Below are 17,205 nucleotides of genomic sequence, written 5' to 3' on the forward strand. Positions count from 1 at the left end.
ATTATATAAATTTATTTTATAGATTGGCTTTGATAATAAATCTTTAATTGATGTATTATCAATAGCCGCTCCAAAATTATTTTTTAAACTTATAAACTATTGTTTCATATGGTCTTAAACTTATAACATTGCTAAACTTTGCACTATCAGTATAATTTGTTAATAAAGTTTCATAGGAATACTCACTATATTCATTTGGTAATTCAATTTCTATATTATTACTATAGAAATTGCATATTACTAAAAGTTCTATATTTTTATACTTCCTTATATATGCAAATACCTCTTTATGATTATCTAAAATCAATTCAAAAGTCCCATATTTAATTACATCATTCTCTCTTCTTAGTTTTATTAGTTTCTTATAATAATTTAATATTGAATTTTCATCATTAATTGAATCTTCTACATTTATATAACGATAATTATCATTTATATGTAACCATGCTTTTCCTTCTGTAAAACCTGCATTTTTTTCTTTGCTCCATTGCATTGGAGTTCTTCCATTATCTCTACTCTTTGCATAAATAGAATTCATAACATCTTGCTCGCTATATCCTAAAGCTCTTCGCGCTTTATAAACATTTAAAGTTTCTATATCATTGTAATCTTTTATAGAATTAAGTCTTATATTAGTCATTCCTATTTCTTCACCTTGATAAATGTAAGGCGTCCCCTTTTGCATATGCAACATAGTAGCTAACATTTTTGCACTTTCAACTCTAAATTCTTTATCATTTCCCCACCTTGAAACCATTCTTGGAAGATCATGATTATTTCCAAATAAACTATTCCAACCTTCTTCGTATAATTCTACTTGCCATTTCTTAAAAGTTTCTTTAAACTTTATGAAATCTAAAGGTGCTAAATCCCATCTACTTTTACCTTCTTGTTTATCTAATGAAATAACTTCAAACTGGAATACCATACTTAATTCTTTTCTATTTGGTGAACTATATAACTTAGCTATTTCTGGTGTTGCTCCCCATGTTTCTCCAACAGTTAATGAGTCATATCCTCCAAAAGTTCTTTTATTCATCTCTTGTAAATATTCATGTAACTTAGGTCCATTTTTAGTTATTAGTTTATCTACATCTTTACCTATTAAATCTATAACATCTAATCTAAATCCACCTACTCCAAGTTCTAACCAAAAATTAATCATTTCATATATTTTTTCTCTTACTAAGGGATTTTCCCAATTTAAGTCTGGTTGTCTCTTATCATGTAAATGGAAATAATATTGACCCGATGCCTCATCATAAGTCCATGCTGGTCCTCCAAAATTTGATTGAAGTTCATTTGGAACACCCCCATCTACTGGGTCTCTCCAAATATAAAAATCTCTATAAGGATTATCCTTTCCTTTTATTGCCTCAATGAACCACTTATGTTTATCAGATGTATGATTAACAACTAAATCCATAAGAATTTTAATATTAAATTCTTTAGCCTTATTAATTAATTCCTTCATATCATCCATTGTTCCAAATTCATCCATTATGTCATAGTAATCGCTTATGTCATAACCATTATCTACATTAGGAGATTTATATACTGGACTAAGCCAAATTACATCTATACCTAAATCTCTTAAATAACCTAACTTTGATATTATTCCTCTCAAATCTCCAATTCCATCATTATTACTATCCATATAACTACGTGGATAAATTTGATATACTATTGAGTCATGCCACCACTTGCGCTCCATAAAATCACCTACCTATTTATAACTTTTTCTTTTATGCTAAAAATATATATTGATTTTCATTTATATCAATCTATAATTGTATTATACATACTATTTTTTTTTTAAACTTGCTCTATTTTATCCTAAAATAACATTATTTTGACTTTTTTAAGGAGGTTTATTTTTATGGCAAATATAAACTTAAAAGAAAAATCCAATCATGGAACTGCTATGTTTCCTTTTCACATATACAGTCACTTAGATTCAATAGGAAATTATTCTGTCCCTTTTCACTGGCACAATGAAATTGAAATTATATATATAGAAAAGGGTGAATTAAAAATTGATATTGATATGGTTACTATAATTGCAAAACCTGGAGATTATTTCTTTATAAATTCAGAACAATTACATCTTATTAATTCAGTAGATAATAAAGCATCTTTACATCATGCTATTGTTTTTTCACCCCAAATATTAAGTAGTTCATATTTCGACTATTGTGAAATAAATTATATTATACCTATATTAAATAATATAATTAGTTTTCCAACATCACTTCCGAAAAACAGTAAAGTTAAAAAAAAAATACTTAAAGAGATTTTAGATATGATAAATATATATAAAACTTCTAATAATGGATGGCAGTTAAATATCAAATCATCTTTATACAAGATAATTTCACTATTAATTTCTGAAGATATGTTATTAAATAAGAAAAATATTAAATCTATAAAAAAAGATTATAAGATAGATTTAATAAAAAAAATACTTAACTATATTCATGAAAATTACAATGATAAAATATATATTGAAGATTTAGCTTTAGAAGCAAATATGAATGTTCAATATTTTTGTAGGTTTTTTAAAAGTGTAATTGGAAAAACACCTGTAGAATATATTAATAGTTATAGAATCGAAAAAGCTACAGAACTTCTGCAAACTGAAACACTCTCAATTTCTAATATTGCATTAAGTGTTGGAATAGATAACTTTAGTTATTTTGTAAAGCAATTCAAAAAGTATAAAAACTGTACACCTTCCCAATACAGAAAATCTTTATAACAATAATATATTTATACTACAAATTAAAAAATCCACTAAAACATTTCTTATATTTTAGTGGATTTTATTGTTGATGCGAATCATAAATAAGCTCTCACCTATATTAATAATCCAATTTCAGTAAAAACCTCACTTATTTATGATACGGTTCATTATTACCAATTCTAAATCATTATATAATACACTGAAATTATTTTCATTGGTTTAATGGTGTAGTCAATGCGTTCCTTACCCCTATCCCTTATTTCATTATACATTCTCAAAATATTTTCTATCCAAACTTATAATTTAATTATATCTATTATATCCTGTCCATATTTTTCAATTTTAACTGGTCCAAAACCTCTAATAGCAATAAGTTCTTCCTCATTTTTAGGTTTCATCTTAATTATTTCTTCCATCATTTCATTATTATAAACAAAATACGGTTTCACTTTTTCTTCCTTTGCTTTATTTAACCTATACTGCTTTAATTCATCAACCAATTCTTCATATGATTTTTCTTTTTTAACTCCCACTTCTATTTTAGCTTCTACTACTTTCTCAATAACACTTTCCACAATCTCCTCTTTAACACTTTCCTTAAATGTTTCTTCAACACCTTGTTTAATAAAATCCTCTTCTGTTAAAGAATACTTTTTATTATAATCAAATGTTATTGATTTATTATTTTTAATGAAAAACTCACCTATATTCTTCATTATATCCTCAAATATATTATAATCCTTCTTATAATAATTAATTTTATTACTTATTACATCAGTCAATTGATCATATCTAAAGATTTCATACTTAATTTTACTTGGAGCCTTCGATTTATTAACTATACTCTTTGGATTAGCTATAACTACACCAGATATAACAGGTAAATTCTTAATAATGCCATTTTTAATAAGCATATTCTTCACTATTCTTACATGCCTACCATTTTGCGCTATAGGACTATAAATTCCTTCTTTCTTAATAACTTCTCCATTTCTATTTTTTATGTATCTAATAAAGTCTCCTGATTGATTTACGTATATATCACCATTAAGCTTTTTAGTTTCTAAAATCATAATAAACTGTGCTGTTATTAGTATAAAATCTAATTGCGCAACATAATCTCCATCTTGTATCCTTATATCATGTAGACATATCATAGGAATAAAGGAATTCTTAATCTCAAAATATACATTCCTTTCTCCCTGAATTCCTGCTTTTAAAAATGTTATATCCCTTTCTATATATTCTTTTTTATTTGATTTAACTTTATCCCTTAACTCTATTAAATCAAATAATTGTCTATTTTCTTCTTTAAATTCTTTATAAAATATAGGAGATTTAATTTCCCTTATTCCTAGTAAATTTTTAAATATCGCCATACCTAACTCCTAATAATCCCACTGATTTTTCTTCATATCAACATGATTCTCATCCTTAAAAGATACACCTTCTCCTAATAGTAAAAATCGTTGTTCCTTCCACCCCGGGGCTAGTCTGCCAGCATAATTTACCACACGATGGCATGGATATTTCCCATAAAATTCTGCCTGGCTAAGAACCTTCCCAACAAGACGTGCATTTTTGTCTCTGCCAATAAGTTTAGCAATTTGTCCATATGTAGCTACTTTCCCTTCAGGGATTTCTTCTACAACAGAAAGTATTTCATAAATTAATTGTTCATTAATAACCTTTTTCATATATTCACCTATGATACAACTCCTTACTTTAAGATATTATTATATTTTGCACTGTTTTTTAATAATTACTTCTTCTATCATTTCATTATTATAAATAAAGCATCACTCCACCATGTTCACTTACTGGTAACTCTTTTACCATGTTATATTCTCTAAGTATATCCTATTCCATTGTAAAGACTTTGAAGTATGTTTTAATCCTATAAAAATAGATAATATTAATAACTAATTTAATTTTTATAATGTAAAATAAAAGAGCAACTACTTTGTGATATGCTCCCTCTATAGTTACAGTTTTATTATTTAAACTGTCTACTATAAAGAGATCATATCAACTTGGTTGCTCTTTTTATTGTATTAAATTTACTTATAACATTATCTATTAATTCTTAATTAAAATAAACATCCTTTAATAAAAGCAATTATAAAATTATTTCCATACATCTCTTAATTTCCATACTTCTATGCATTTAATTTTTGCTCCATTACCATTTGAGTAAATTTCAAGTTCATCAAATTTATTCTTAGGATAAATTCTACTTGTCATTGTAGCCTCTCCATTATTAACAAATACTTCAACTGATGATCTATCTATAAATATTCTTAATGAAAATTCTTCTTGCTTATTTAAAATAGCCTTTCTAGCCCCATCCTTATTTTTACCACATTTAGAGCATTCAAGAATTAACTCTGAAATATCTTTATTATAATTTAAACTTAATTCTTCTTCCTCACTTCCTTTTATCTTAACTCCAACTTTATCTGCATCAAATTCAGATAAATCAAATGTAATGTTAAGTTCCATCATTCTTTCATTTGTTTTTAATTCATAACTCTTATTTTCATATACATCTATATTTTCTTCTTGTAAAATACACTCTTCTCTTAGTGTTTTTAATTCCTCAACTGGATTCATCATTATCTTATTATCAGAGCTTAATGTTAATTCACGTGGAAGGGTTAATGCTCCACACCATCCATCTTTTTTAGTAGGCATATCAGATTCCCACATATCCATCCATCCTATTGCAATTCTGCGTCCTTTATCATCTAAAAATGTTTGAACAGCATAAAAATCATGTCCATTATCAAATTCATTAAATGTTCCATGTTCAAATTTATTATTAGAATAATCATAATCTCCAACTATATATCCAGTTTGAAATAAATTAGGATATTTGCCATCTTTCTTTTCAATTCCTTGTGGTGAAAAACTCAATACATACTTATCTCCCAGCTTAAAGAAATCAGGACACTCCCACATATACCCTAGCTCACCTTTGCTTGTTGCAAGTGTTCCAACATAATCCCATTTATATAAATCTGAAGAAGTATATAATATTACTCTTCCTATATTATCCTTTGTAGAATTTCCAACAACCATGTACCACTTGTCCTCATGTTTCCAAACTTTAGGATCCCTAAAGTGATGTATACTATCTACAGGTGGTTTAGCTATAACAGGATTGTTTTCATATTTTTCAAAAGTAATTCCACCATCTTTACTTACTGCAATATTTTGATTTTCGAAAAATATATCTTTTTCTTTATCTATATAATTATGTCCTGTATAAATTAAAACAAGATTTCCATCATCCTCTACTGCACTTCCTGAAAAACACCCTCCCTTATCAAATTCATCTCCTGGTGCTAATGCAACAGGGCAATGTTCCCAATTTACTAAATCCTTACTTTTAACATGTCCCCAATGCATAGGCCCCCAGTTTTCATCATAAGGATGATGTTGATAAAACGCATGATATTCTCCTTTATATTGAATAAGTCCATTAGGATCATTAATCCAATTAGCTGGTGCCATAATATGATATCCAAGTCTATATTCCTTATTTACATTTTCTTTTTCCTTTTTTAAAACTTCTTCTGCTTTTAAAATTCTTTTATCTAACATTATTATTTTCCCTCCACTTTATAAACTATTTACGTTTCCTACTTTTGTCGTATCTAGATTTTCTTTTTTTGTACTAGCTAAAGTAAACATTGATATTATTGTAAATACTAAAACTATACATCCCATTATAATATAAGTACTGCTGAAACCTACAGTATCATAAAATCTACCTATTACTGGTGATAATACTGTTGCACCTACTTGAGAAGCAAACTGATAACCAACTAAATATAGTATTGAAGATAAACGAGTATCAAAATTAGCTGCTAAATATTTAAATACTGCAATGAGCATTATTGGTAATTCAACTGAATGTAGTAATTTCATGCATGATATTAATATTGGCTCTGTTGCTAATCCTGAACCTATAATTCTAAAGCTCATTAACAATCCTGCAAGAATTAATCCCTTTTTAGCACCAATTTTATTTACTATAAATGGTGCCATGAACATCATTCCTGCTTCTAAAAATACTTGCAATGAATTCAAGTAACCAAATATCTGATTACCTATTTCTTTTGAACTAAACATAGATGAATAATATAACGGAAATTGTTGATCATAAACATTATAGAAACAAGTTACACCGATTACATAAAGTATAAAAAGCCAAAACTCTTTTAATTTGAAAAGCAAACACACATCTTTTATTTTGACAGATTGAGCTTTTTCTAAATCTTCATCACTCATTTCTATTGATATAGATAAGATTATAAAGAATAATATGATAGCTGAAATAGATGCAATCCAAAAATTAATATTAGGATTGATATTGAATAACTGTCCAGCAAAAAAAGTAGCAGCAGCCCATCCTAATGACCCCCACATTCTAGAACGTCCATATTCAAAATTATACTTACGCCCTATTTTTTCTACATAAGATTCAATTGCTCCAACACCAGCTAAAAATGCTGTTCCTAAATAAATTCCACCAACTACTGCACCTAAAATTGTATTGTATTTTAATAAAGGTCCATAAACATATATATAAAATGGTCCCACAAAAATTAATAATACACTTATAAATGTAAGTATACTTTTTCTTAATCCTATCTTATCAGAAATATAACCATATAAAGGTTGCATGCATAAAGCAAAGATAGCGTTTACAGAAAATACAATACCAGTATCTGCTCCACTTAAATTTATTTCTTGTCCAAGCCAAATAGAGAATAATGAATAACTTGCTGACCAAGTTACAAAGAAGAAAAAGAAATAAGCACTCAATTTTAAATACACTACTTTTGATTTTGACATTTTTAAAATCCCCCTCTTTTTGTAAACATTTTTATTTGTTAAATAAATTATATGTCAACCGCTTTCATATGTCAACCGGTTTCATATATTTTTTTGTAAAAAAATAACATACTAAAACCTATTAATATCTTTTAGTATGTTATCCATAAATATAAATTTTTTATAATTTTATGTGGTTTTACCCTTTAAAAGTGATACTGGAAGTGCTATCTGAGACTTTTTACAGGAGAAATCTCCTTCAATTTCCTTTATCAATACATCAATTGATGTTTTTGCTATGAGCTCTATTGGTTGTTTTATAGTTGTTAAATCTGGCAACAAGCTTCTACTTGTCTCAGTTCCATCATACCCCACCACTTTTATATCTTCTGGTATTTTTCTGCCACGCTTTCTAGCTTCATTTATAAAGGCTGCTGCAAATAAATCATTTGTTGCAAAAATTCCATCTACTTCTGGATGTTCATTTAAGATTTGCTTTGCAATCTCAATTTGATTTTTACTATCAAATGCCCCCATAACTTCATAAGTTATAGGTAATTGATTACTTGCCCTCATTACATCTTCATATGCAATTTTTCTTAATCTTGCTTGTGTTCTTAAATTAACTTCTCCATCTATATTAATTATATTCCTACATCCTTTATCTAATAAAAGTTCTGTTGCTATCTTTCCTCCATTATAATTATCCGATCCTATGATTGGTATATTTTCTGATAAATATGTATCAATAGATACAACAGCTAAATTATCATTTTTATAATCTAATATCCCCTGATTATGTGTTCCAACTATAATTCCATCAACTTGGTTTCTCATAAGCATTTCTAAATATTTTTTTTCATTTTCAATATTATTAAGACTGTTACAAATCAAAACTTTATATCCAATAGAATTACAAATAGTCTCTATATAAAAAGTGAGTTCTCCGAAAAAAGGATTACTTACAGTAGGTATAATTAATCCTATTAAATTAGTTCTTTTATTAAATAATGAACGTGCAACATCATTTGGAACATAATTAAGTTCCTTCATTGCTCTATTAACCTTTTCCCTTGTTTCCTCACTTATATATCCTCTATTATTAAGAACCCTTGATACAGTAGTTGGTGAAACCCCTGCCTTTTTAGCTACATCTTGTATTTTAACTTTCATATACTTTCCCTTCTTAATTACTAACATTAAATAAATTATATCACATATACAGATTCTTTTATCATTTATAATTCTCTTATTTTCTCTTATTCAAAACCTGCTTTATAATATTTTTAAATATTTTCTTACATAATATTGGGTATAAAATGAAGTTGTGAAAGTAATATATTTTAACAATTAAAAAATACACGATATTTCTATCGTAAATTTTATGGTGAAGATAATTCTCAAAACACATACCAACATAGTATAAAAATACCTTATTAAGATATTTGACTTGATATATATGAGTTTACTTCATTAGGAGAAATATTTAAAATAACTGCAAACTCTTCATTTAATAATCTTTCTGCTTCTTTTATAATCTCCTTGTCAGCCTTATTTAATTTTTTACTAATAGATTTTGAATACCTTTTATTAAATATTAATTTAATTAAATCCTCACATTTACCACTTTTAAGCATTGTTTTGAATTGCTTATTTCTTGTTTTTTCATCATCTATCCATAACGTCTCCATATTAGTCATATCATTTATTAATGAAGTCATATATCCTTTAGAAATTATCTTTCGCATTGGAATTTAAAAATTTCTCATTAGTTATATCTATAACTTTACATACCCCTGTCATACCGTACATTATATAATCATCAATCTTAAACATGAAAAATCATCCTCCTCAATAATATTAAAAAGTGTAGATTTTCCTACACTTTTTAATGTTATATATAATTTATATTAGTGTTCAGGTATAGATTTAAAAATCTATCCTTAATAAAATCTTCTTTTTAATTACTAGCATTAGATGTATCACATTTTCTTTACTTATAAAAAAAGGTGGCTTTCGCCACTCCCATCTAATGGTAATATCTTCTCATTCGATATGGTTTAAATCGTTATCATTAATTAATTTAAGTATTCAAAAGTTTTATATTTATATTTATAAACACATATTAGTATTTACATAGTAATGATACTTATTCAGAAGTTACTATATGTGTCATCAAAGTCATACCTATAATTTATAATATTATGAAGCTATTTTAAAAAAAGTTTCTTTAGTTATTTTATATTCAATTTCTCTTTCTAACTCTTTAACTTCCATAAATCCAATTCCTTTAAATAAATTTCTTGATCTTTTATTTGTCTTTTTTATTTTTGCAACTACCTTCTCTGTTCTCATATCAAAAAAAGCTTTTTTTAAGGCTTCTAGCACAGCTTTATGCCCTATACCTTTCCCCCACAACTCTTTTTCTCCAACAGCAATTACTATCTCAACTCCATCATTCTTTGGTATTAACCTTAAAAAAACTATTGTTTCATATGCGCTTTTAATAGTAAAAAAACTACAATTATTATTAAATAAATGAGTTAATATAGGCATATCTATTCTATTTATAATATTGATTAGATTTTCCTTTGCATTTACTCCTTCATTTAAATTACTTGATATTTCTTTATCGCTAAGCCAATCAGCCATTTTTTCTGCATCTGATTTATATACTTCTCGGCTTAGTTTTATACCAATAGTTTCCACTAGTTACACTCCTTAACTTTTATTGTTAATTTTAAAATTTAAAAATTATTTTTTGACTAGTCTTGCTATAAATATTACTACTAATGTGAATATAAGTAAAAAGCTATATCTTTAATTATTTAAGTTTAACTTATCTTTTAAGTGTTTATCTTAACTTTTGACTCTTTTTCTTAACAAGTTATATTTTCCACTTTTAGCATTTAATTTCCACTTAAAGTTATTAAAAGGATTTTTATTACATTTTTAAGTATATATACGTTATTAAGAAAACTTTATAAAGAAATCTAAGAACTATGTTTAAAATGCTTTATGCTCTATTGAATTTAACACTTATTGTTTTATGTTGGTATCTAATCACGCCCTTTAAAATTAACTACTTTATAAATCTATCCCTTAATATCCTTTTAATAAATCATCTATTTATCCCATTTTCTCACACAATCTGCATCCAATACAGCTATCATCCACAGTGAAATGCTTAGTTTTTCTCATATTTTCATAATATGGCTTATAAGATGGTGCTACAAATTTAGGTAGTTTATTTCTCATGAAATTTCCAGAAGATTTCTGTTGTATCTTTTGAATTATTTCATCTATCTGCGGTTCAGCATTCTTATTTATTACAGCTACCGTTTCTTTATTAGATAAATCAAATATAGGTGTCCATGTATCCGGCATTTTCACACTAAAAAAAGCATAAAATTTTATACCTGTATTTTGCGATAGATTTTTATCAGCCAAATAGCCATTATTACCTGGTGTTGTTCCATAAGTTGCTATATAGTAAAAATAACTCTTCTTTTTTCCACTAAAAGAAACTTTATTCAAAAAATCTATAATTACAGAAGGACATCCCCATGCATATGTTGGTGAAACTATTCCTACATTTTCATTTTCCTTGATAGATAAAAAGCATTTTTCATCTTTCATAATATCCAGTATAAATATACATTCATCATTTGTTGCTTTTGCAATTCTTTCTGCTACATATTTAGAATTTCCTGTTGCTGAAAAATATAGTATCATAATAACTTTCCTTTCTTTTCTAATGATCCTAATAAATAATCAATACTTATTCTAGCTTCTTCTTTTGAAATTGAATCTTTCCTTAAAAAGCAAAATTCTAAAACCATTTGTAAAGTATTACTGTAATGCATTATTATAATTTCTAATTGCATACTATGCTTTTCAACACATTCGCATGAAGATATTATTTCTCTTATTTTTAAAAGCATGAAGCGTTTCAACAATTCTGCCATTTTACCATCTATTTCATTGTGCATCATAATGCGATTTACAATATCTTTTTCCTTTTCAAAGAATTCATATAATCTTTCAAATAGTACTTGTGTACGTTTATCTGGTTCAATACTCTTGTAATCTTCAATATTAATTGCTGTCATTCCTTTTATATTAACATTTATAATTGAAATGATATCTGATATATTCATATCTTTAAAAGATCCTATCTTTTCATAACCTGCATTATGAATATTATGATTTACAAAATTTAAATTATATTCTTCATTTCCTTAATTTTAAAAAATTTCATAGTGAATTTATTTTAAAAAAAAGTTCACGATACTAATATCGTGAACTTTTTCATTATAAATTCAATACATTCTCTTTAAAATACACCTGCTATTTTACATCTTCGATATTATATACTTCTTCATCAAGCATTCCTTCAGATTTTGCAACTACTACACTTGTTGCAGCATCTCCAACTACATTTAAAGAAGTTACTAACATTTCTATTGGTCTATTTATTGCAAGGATTAATGAATAAGCAAGAATTGCCGCATCATTATTATATCCCATTCCAGTTAATACTGTGAAAAGTATTATTGCTCCTGCACCTGGCGCTGCTGGTGTACCAACTGATGCTATTAATGCAAGTAATGCAATAACTACTATATTTGCTATTGTTACATCATACCCTGCACTTGTTGCTATAAATATTGCAGCTATAACCTGCATTATTGCTGTTCCATTCATATTTATAGTCATTCCAAGAGGTAATACAAACGATGCTATATCTGCGCTAACACCTAACTCCTCAACTGTAGTTTTAGTATTTAAAGGCAATGTTGCTGCAGATGATGAAGTAGAAAATCCAAATAATGCTACTTTACCTATTTTCTTTACAAACTTAATTGGGTTAAGTCTAGCTCCAATTGCTATAAATATTGCATATCCAAATATTAAGAATAATAGTAATGCTATTAGCGTTGTAACAACATATACAAGTGCAGGCTTTAAGTTCTCTACACCATATATTGCAAATGTTCTTGTTATAAGAACAAATATTGCTACTGGTCCAAACTTAGTTATTATAAAGCTTAAAAATACCGTTATGATTGAGTTTACTTCTTCTAATAAAGTTTTTAATACTTTTACTTTATCACCTAAGTAATTAATACAAAGACCTAATACTACAGCAACAAAAACTACTGCCAATATACTGCTATTAGTTGAAAATGCTGATAAAATATTATTTGGTATTGCTTGAACTATTATTAATAATGGATTTCTTGAGCTTACAACACCTGCTTGTGCTGTTACATTTTCAACATTAGCTGTAAATAATCCTAAGTTCTTTATTATAAATCCTATTGCTCCTGCTAATGCTAATGCAAATACTGAAGTTGATAAAAATCCTAATATAGTCTTGTATGAAATACGCCCAAGCTTTTTAGTATCACTTATCTTACACATAGCTAATGCTATTGATGTAAACACCATTGGTACTATTACTAATTGAAGTGAATTTACAAACAATTGACCAACTATATAAAATATACCAAGAGCACTTGTTGCTCCTTCTTGTGATATATCTTGGAATAAAATATTATTAATACTTGTCCAGATATGACCATTACCATTTCCCATTAAGTTCTCTCTAAGAACTATAAATCCTATGCCAGCTGCTAATCCTAAAATAAGAGCTACTACCATTTTAATTGCTAGCTTATTGCTACTGTTAATTTTTTTGTTCATTTTTTGCCTCTCCTTGCTAGTCACTCCCTAATTCAAATAACTATATAAGGCTTAATATACTTTAATTGAATGACATAAAAAAAAGTCTTCCAAATAGGAAGACTAATATAATCTCAATATAAACAACTTTTTTTCTTCTATAAATGTACTATTCAATCATTAAACACGCTGCTTAATACTAAGTACATTTATCTCAACATAAAGTCATTTTGCAAGTATATCATAACTTCCTTACTGATTTCTCGAATCAATTTAAAGGGATTTTTTTGTTTATATTACCACGCGATATCTACTTTGTCAATTTTTAAATTATTTTGTTACTATTTTTGCTTATGCTGATTCACTATATTTCTTCATAGTCATAATCTTGCTTCTATTAGCCTTTATCATAAGAACAACTGCCACTACTAAAGCAACAGCTTCAGCTATTGGAAATGAAAACCACATTATATTTATTCCATTTGAAAACTTAGACAATAACCAAGCAAGAGGTAATACAACAACACATAATCTTAAAAGTGAAATTACTAATGAACTTACTCCACATCCTAAGGCTTGGAAAACACCTTGAATTGCAATATTCCATCCTGCAAATAAAAATCCTACTGAAATAATACGTATTGCTAAAATACAAAGTCTTGCTGTTTCATCTGATAAACCAAATAAACTAGCTAAAGGTTGTGCAAAAATTTGGAGTCCTAAAGTTCCAACAATCATTATAATACTAGTATATAAAATACCATATTTAATTCCATCCTTTACTCTCTTGTGATCTTCTAAACCATAATTAAAAGCGACAATTGGAGTAATTGCATCTCTTAAACCAAAGGCTGCAAATTTAATCCATTTAACACTTCTTTGTTTTTCTTATAATGGAAGTACATTGCCATTAACATTGATACTCCTTGTCCAATTACTGTTGCATAAGCAGCACCAGCAATGCCCATTTGCGAACAACCAAACCATCCAAATATTAATATTGGATCTAATATAATATTCGTAATAGCTCCTACAAGTTGTGCCATTGTAGAATATATAGTTTTTCCTGTTGATTGTAGAAGCTTTTCATAAATAGAAAACATAATCATCCCTATTGATAATAATGTACAAATCATTAAATAGGTTCTTCCCATTGATAAAATAATAGCATTAGAAGTCTGACTTCTTAAATAAATGTTAATTCCTAATATTCCAAATATAAAAAAGAATACATAAATAATAATACCTAGTGATACCCCGTTTCCAGCAACTCTTGCTACCTTCTTAGGGTTATTTTCTCCAAGTGTTTTTGACAGTAATGCATTAACACCAATCCCTGTTCCTATTCCAAATGCTACAATAAGCATCTGTATAGGAAATGCTAAAGTAAGAGCATTTACAGCATACTCTCCTGCATGAATTAATCCTTCTGAATCAGGAATTCTAGCAACAAACATACTATCAACTATATTATAGCAAGCTTGTAATACCATTGATAAAACCATTGGTATTCCCATGCTAAGCATAATCTTTGGAACTGCTACTGTTCCCATTTTGTTCATTTTAATTTCTTTTTCCAAATTTTCTCCTTTCATATGAGATAGCTTTTACGGAAAACTATCACAACCATTTTAGTAAGTTTTTCATTTTTAAGAACAAAGTGGCTATCGCCACGTCCACTTCGTGGTATCAATTTTATAGTTTTTAAATTTTGAAATACATTGGTATCAGTAGCTTTACGACTTTAAAATTTTTATACTTTCCTATACATTAAAAAAAAGAAAGCGCAAATCCATCTGGATTTACGCTTTCTTGCAACTCGATTAACTTTATTTTATATCATATTTTTCAATTTGTCAAAGTTCTTTTTTGTATATTAATTCCAATTAATTATTACTTAAAAAAAGTAATCTCATAGAACTTTTTCTTGCTCATATGAAATGATTGAACTTAGTTAAAAAAAGTGTTAAGCTATCAATATTAAACTAAAAATATCTTTATCAACTGTAAAATTTCAATTGATAAAATAATATATTAAAGAGCTTATTTTTATCTGAAGCTAAGTATTCAGTTTATAGGCTCTTTTTTAATGATAAAGAGAGGTAATACTATGATAAAAGTTGAAAACTTATCCTACTCATTTCCACAGAAAAATCTATATAATAATATTTCCTTCACACTAGAAGAAGGGCAACATTGTGCCTTTATAGGAACAAATGGTAGTGGAAAAAGTACACTTATAGATATAATTATGGATCCTGAAAAATATATGTTTGATGGCAAATTAGAAATTGATCCAAACTGTAGAATTGGTTATGTACGTCAATTCCAAGAAATTGATAAAACAAAAGAAATCACAGTTTTTGAATATTTAGCAGAAGACTTCATTAAATTACAAAATGAAATAACTGCTATATGTACTGAAATGGAAACATCTTCTGATATTGAAACTTTACTTGAAAAATATCAAGAAGCATTAGATGCATTTGACGCAATTAATGGTGATGACTATGAAAACATGATTGATAAAAAATTAAACCTTATAGAATTAATTAAGTCTAAAGACTTAATGATATCTGAACTTAGTGGTGGAGAATTCAAGCTTATTCAGGTAATTAAGTCAATGCTAACTAATCCTGATCTACTTATTATGGATGAGCCTGATGTATTTTTAGATTTTACAAACCTTAATGCTCTTAAAAATCTAATTAATTCACACAAGGGAACAACATTGATTATTACCCATAATAGATACCTATTGAATCATTGTTTCAACAAAATTATTCATCTTGAAAACATGGAAATTCAAGAGTTTGATGGAGGATATGTTGAGTATAATTTCTCATTACTTCAAACTAAAATTGAATTACAAGAATTAGCTGCCGCTGATACTGAAGAAATTGAAAGAAATGATGAAATAATAGATAGATTAAGAGAGCTAGCATCTGAAAATGCAGAACAATTTAGAGGAAAAACTTTAAGAGCTAGAGTTAAATTCCAAGAAAGATTAGAAAAACGTAGAATTAAAGCTCCATTTGTAGAGATTAAAGAACCAAATATAATTTTCGTTACAGCAAATGAAATTGAAGAAAAAACAGCTTTAAAAGTAACTGATTATAATCTTGCTTTTGATGAAGTGCTTTTAGAAGATGTTAATTTTGAAATTAAATCTACTGATAAAGTAGCTCTTGTTGGTTCAAATGGTACTGGTAAAACTACACTTTTCCAAGAGATATTTAAAAATAATAATCCTTCCATTGAAATAGATAAAGATACTAAGATAGGTTATTTATCTCAGCTTCAAGGCCAAACATTAAATTATTCTAATACTATAGCTGAAGAATTCTTTGACCTTGGTTTTAAAACCTATGATGATATTAAAGAATATCTTGCTGGTTATAACTTTGATGAAGAGTTACTTAATCAAAAGATAGGAACTTTATCTGGTGGAGAAAAGAATTTAATTCAATTAGCTAAGCTTTGTGAAGTTGGAGCTGATCTTCTTCTTCTTGATGAACCTACAAGTCATTTAGATACATATTCACAAATAGCATTAGAAAAGGCTATTAAAAACTACAAAGGTGCTATTTTAATGGTATCTCATGATTACTATACTATAGCAAATTGTATGGATTATGTTTTACTTATTGAAGATAAGAAAATTAGAAAAATTAACATAAACCATTTTAAAGATATAATTTATGCTAATCATTTTAATAAAGATTATTTAAAAATTGAACAAAAGAAAAAATCAGTTGAAACAAATATTGAATTAGCTTTAAGAGATAATAATTTTATACTTGCAAAAGAATTATCTGAACAACTAGAAAAGCTTGTTAAATTACTATAAATTCAGAGGATGTAGTAAGATTTGTGGAAAAACAAATCTACTACATCCTTTTTTGTATTTTAAAGTGGTAGATTTGGAATAA

16 protein-coding genes are annotated in these 17,205 nt (G+C 27.2%); 2 read left to right on the forward strand and 14 right to left on the reverse strand.

From position 1 onward, the window contains the following. Nucleotides 1–76: 76 nt before the first annotated feature. Nucleotides 77–1,714 (reverse strand): alpha-glucosidase, encoded by a 1,638-nt coding sequence (locus HCG70_RS10850; protein WP_042400203.1) that lies wholly within the window; start codon nt 1,712–1,714, stop codon nt 77–79. 165 nt (nt 1,715–1,879) lie between these two features. Between HCG70_RS10850 and HCG70_RS10855 the strand changes: the two genes are divergently transcribed. Then, entirely contained in the window at nt 1,880–2,758 is an 879-nt protein-coding gene (locus HCG70_RS10855) for an AraC family transcriptional regulator (RefSeq protein ID WP_052330715.1), read from the forward strand. A 281-nt stretch (nt 2,759–3,039) separates the two neighbouring features. Here HCG70_RS10855 and HCG70_RS10860 read toward each other — a convergent pair whose 3' ends face one another. The 13 genes from HCG70_RS10860 to HCG70_RS17795 all read right to left on the reverse strand — a co-directional run bounded on the left by HCG70_RS10860 (nt 3,040) and on the right by HCG70_RS17795 (nt 14,853). Beyond that, on the reverse strand, nt 3,040–4,122 hold the full coding sequence (locus HCG70_RS10860) for an HRDC domain-containing protein (RefSeq protein ID WP_042400200.1): 1,083 nt from the start codon (nt 4,120–4,122) through the stop codon (nt 3,040–3,042). Nucleotides 4,123–4,131: 9 nt separating this feature from the next. Further along, nucleotides 4,132–4,440, reverse strand: coding sequence for an MGMT family protein (locus tag HCG70_RS10865; protein ID WP_042400197.1), 309 nt, complete (start codon nt 4,438–4,440; stop codon nt 4,132–4,134). Nucleotides 4,441–4,870: 430 nt separating this feature from the next. Next, nucleotides 4,871–6,349 carry a glycoside hydrolase family 32 protein gene (locus tag HCG70_RS10870; protein WP_042400194.1) on the reverse strand — a complete coding sequence of 493 codons (1,479 nt, stop codon included), beginning with the start codon at nt 6,347–6,349 and terminating at the stop codon, nt 4,871–4,873. A gap of 18 nt (nt 6,350–6,367) precedes the next feature. After that, nucleotides 6,368–7,606: an MFS transporter gene (locus tag HCG70_RS10875; RefSeq protein ID WP_042400191.1), complete on the reverse strand. Its 1,239-nt coding sequence runs from the start codon at nt 7,604–7,606 to the stop codon at nt 6,368–6,370. Nucleotides 7,607–7,774: 168 nt separating this feature from the next. Further along, entirely contained in the window at nt 7,775–8,758 is a 984-nt protein-coding gene (locus tag HCG70_RS10880; RefSeq protein WP_042400188.1) for a LacI family DNA-binding transcriptional regulator, read from the reverse strand. 263 nt (nt 8,759–9,021) lie between these two features. Continuing rightward, on the reverse strand, nt 9,022–9,333 hold the full coding sequence (locus HCG70_RS10885; protein WP_242833260.1) for a hypothetical protein: 312 nt from the start codon (nt 9,331–9,333) through the stop codon (nt 9,022–9,024). Further along, nucleotides 9,314–9,421 carry a CarD family transcriptional regulator gene (locus tag HCG70_RS17785; RefSeq protein WP_341349578.1) on the reverse strand — a complete coding sequence of 36 codons (108 nt, stop codon included), beginning with the start codon at nt 9,419–9,421 and terminating at the stop codon, nt 9,314–9,316. Before HCG70_RS17785 ends, HCG70_RS10885 begins: the two co-directional genes overlap by 20 nt. A gap of 366 nt (nt 9,422–9,787) precedes the next feature. After that, the gene (locus HCG70_RS10890) at nt 9,788–10,294 is read right to left on the reverse strand and encodes a GNAT family N-acetyltransferase (protein ID WP_042400186.1); all 507 of its coding nucleotides are present in this window, start codon (nt 10,292–10,294) and stop codon (nt 9,788–9,790) included. 420 nt (nt 10,295–10,714) lie between these two features. After that, complete coding sequence (locus HCG70_RS10895; RefSeq protein ID WP_042402996.1) at nt 10,715–11,320, reverse strand: EFR1 family ferrodoxin; 606 nt, start codon at nt 11,318–11,320, stop codon at nt 10,715–10,717. After that, nucleotides 11,317–11,745, reverse strand: coding sequence for a hypothetical protein (locus tag HCG70_RS10900; RefSeq protein ID WP_042402994.1), 429 nt, complete (start codon nt 11,743–11,745; stop codon nt 11,317–11,319). Before HCG70_RS10900 ends, HCG70_RS10895 begins: the two co-directional genes overlap by 4 nt. A 190-nt stretch (nt 11,746–11,935) precedes the next feature. Next, nucleotides 11,936–13,294 carry a dicarboxylate/amino acid:cation symporter gene (locus tag HCG70_RS10905; RefSeq protein ID WP_042402991.1) on the reverse strand — a complete coding sequence of 453 codons (1,359 nt, stop codon included), beginning with the start codon at nt 13,292–13,294 and terminating at the stop codon, nt 11,936–11,938. 330 nt (nt 13,295–13,624) lie between these two features. Then, the gene (locus tag HCG70_RS17790; protein ID WP_396020997.1) at nt 13,625–14,137 is read right to left on the reverse strand and encodes an MATE family efflux transporter; all 513 of its coding nucleotides are present in this window, start codon (nt 14,135–14,137) and stop codon (nt 13,625–13,627) included. Then, nucleotides 14,113–14,853 (reverse strand): MATE family efflux transporter, encoded by a 741-nt coding sequence (locus tag HCG70_RS17795; protein ID WP_055276179.1) that lies wholly within the window; start codon nt 14,851–14,853, stop codon nt 14,113–14,115. Before HCG70_RS17795 ends, HCG70_RS17790 begins: the two co-directional genes overlap by 25 nt. A 530-nt stretch (nt 14,854–15,383) precedes the next feature. Between HCG70_RS17795 and HCG70_RS10915 the strand changes: the two genes are divergently transcribed. Continuing rightward, nucleotides 15,384–17,123, forward strand: a complete 1,740-nt coding sequence (locus HCG70_RS10915; protein WP_055276177.1) for an ABC-F family ATP-binding cassette domain-containing protein — start codon at nt 15,384–15,386, stop codon at nt 17,121–17,123. Nucleotides 17,124–17,205: the final 82 nt, after the last annotated feature.

Source organism: Clostridium sp. K04 (assembly GCF_019734375.1).
Taxonomy (GTDB): domain Bacteria; phylum Bacillota; class Clostridia; order Clostridiales; family Clostridiaceae; genus Clostridium; species Clostridium saudiense.